The sequence below is a fragment of the Haloferula sargassicola genome (genome assembly GCF_040362925.1).
Taxonomy (GTDB): Bacteria; Verrucomicrobiota; Verrucomicrobiia; order Verrucomicrobiales; family Akkermansiaceae; genus Haloferula; species Haloferula sargassicola.
On sequence record NZ_BAABRI010000045.1, the window covers coordinates 1 to 2,095 of the forward strand.

General features: G+C 62.8%; 2 protein-coding genes. Both read right to left on the minus strand.

Features of this window, described 5'->3' with window-relative positions:
• The coding region (locus tag ABXH26_RS20480) for a SpvB/TcaC N-terminal domain-containing protein (protein ID WP_353568966.1) at window positions 1–1,303 on the minus strand (1,303 nt) is incomplete at its 3' end.
• 167 nt (window positions 1,304–1,470) lie between these two features.
• Window positions 1,471–1,797: a hypothetical protein gene (locus tag ABXH26_RS20485; RefSeq protein ID WP_353568967.1), complete on the minus strand. Its 327-nt coding sequence runs from the start codon at window positions 1,795–1,797 to the stop codon at window positions 1,471–1,473.
• Between the last annotated feature and the right edge of the window lie 298 nt (window positions 1,798–2,095).

Below are 2,095 nucleotides of genomic sequence, written 5' to 3' on the forward strand. Positions count from 1 at the left end.
GGCCGTGGGCTGTAATCCGCGCGAAGGAATCCATCTCGGTGCGGTACTGCGAGCCATCCGCGCCGTAGGTGCCCGCGACCAGCACCAGACGTTCGCCGTTGAAAAAGAACCGGTCGTTGGCATCGAAATCCACACCGTCGACGAAGCCGTCCTTGACCAGCGTGGCACCGCCGCGGGTGATCTGCTGGAGGCCGCTCAGCGACCAGCCGAGGCCAGCGATGCCGTTGGCGCCGTTACTGGAGTAGTCGAGCGAGATCTTCGGCTCCATCCCGGCGGTTCCCTTGGGAAGGTCGATCGGGATCGAGTACGACGCCGAGCCGTCGCCGCCGACGGTGAGCGCCCCCTTGAGCGCACCGATCGGCACGTGCTGGCCGAGGATCGTCAGCGGCGGCACGACGCCGACCGGCGGTGGCGTGAGTTTGGGGATCACGCCCTGCTGACCGGACGGGTTCCAGAGCGAATCCAGATAGTCCTGCAGCCAGCTCTTGCCCGTGACAGGATTGATCTCATCCCGGTCATAGCGGTTGGGATCGGAGCCGTTGGCCGTTTCCCAGGCATCGGGCAGGCCGTCCTGATCGGCATCCGGAAAGAGCATGTTGTCGGGATCCGCGGAAAGCTCGTCGATGAGCACATCGGTGACGTCGCTGCCGAAAAGGTCGAGGCTTTGCAGCAGGCCGACCCGCCCCTCGAAGCCGAGGTTGGCCCCCGCCATCTTTCCATTGATGAACACATCCCACACGCGGCGGATGACGTCGTGCCTCAGAGTCAGGCGCAGGAACGAGGTAGCACGCTCTTCCACCGGATCGAGCGCGAAGGTGGGTGCCAGCGGATACCACACCGGTTCTTCGCCGGGATCGACCGCGTCGTCATCCCCGCTATAGGCCCAGATCTCGCCGAGCGCACCCTGGTCATCGAGTTGAAAGGCGATCTGGCTGCCGTTCAGGTGGAGCGAGGACGGGCTGCCGGCCGGATTCGCCGGCGGCTTGATCCACAGATCGACGAAAGCCACCTGCTCCGCTGGATCCCAATCGAGATCCCGGCGTACGCGCGCCTCGCCGGAGGGGCAGGTTTCCGTTAGCCGCAGGGCCTGCCCGCCGCCGAGACCTTCTCCGACCGGGCTGACTTCCGCCAGACCGGCCAGCAGGTCCCAACCCCCGTAGGTGGTTCCCGACCCGGCGTCCACAAGATCCAGCGGCACGAACTCCGGCGCCTCGAAATCGATCGGAGGAATGTAGGCGACGACCGAGGTCGTGAGTATCGAAACATTCGCGAGGATCGCGCCACTCCAGCGAAGCCAAGTCATTCTCATGCGCGCGGATTCTACCCTCCGCACACTCTACGTCAAAATCGTTCTGATAGATTCTCCGCATTACCTCCCGCTTTCATCCTAACAACGACGGCGAATCCGCCCTTCACGGTGGCGGCGTGGCCGCTTTCAGGACGATTTTGTCGTAGCTGCGCCCGGTTCCATCATTGATCTCGAACATCGTGGCGACCTAGGAACGGGTCGCCAGTGCGGCCCACGAACTTACCAGCCTCATCAGCCGCCAGGTGGCAGTCGGAGTGAACCTCCTGAGGGCAGGTAGTCACATAGCGCTCGCAGGACCGGCAGAAGCCCTGCACGGTGGGGAACGTCAGATAAATAATGGAACCATGCGGCATGGGCCCGTCCATCAAGGCTCTGCGGCCGACCTTGCTGCGAGGGAGCCGCGCCTCGCAGTGCGGACCCCTCGGCCCGGAGCGCTTGTCGAAATCCAGATTGATCTGAGCCCCGATTTCCTCGAATTTGATTTCCATAACTACATACCCCTTGAAGGGAGCCACAGCCTTGATATTTCGGGCTTTCACACCCGTTCAAGGCCATCCCGTCAAGGGGATGTCACCTCCAGAACGACTGGAAACCGTCATGCGCTGATCTCCTCCGAAAAATATGCCGGTCACCAGGTCATCCTCCTCACCCATTCCGTGCTCGATACCCAGGGAAACCTCATCGCCACCTCCCCCTACCGCATGTCTCCCCGCAATGAGGGCGCGGCGCTGATGGAAAAACTCATCAAGCCCTCCACCAACATCAAGCTCGTCATCTGCGGCCACT

What these genes read in the sequence shown, in the direction of transcription:
- ABXH26_RS20485 (WP_353568967.1), bottom strand. Translation starts at nt 1,797, where the DNA reads ATGGAAATCAAATTCGAGGAAATCGGGGCTCAGATCAATCTGGATTTC.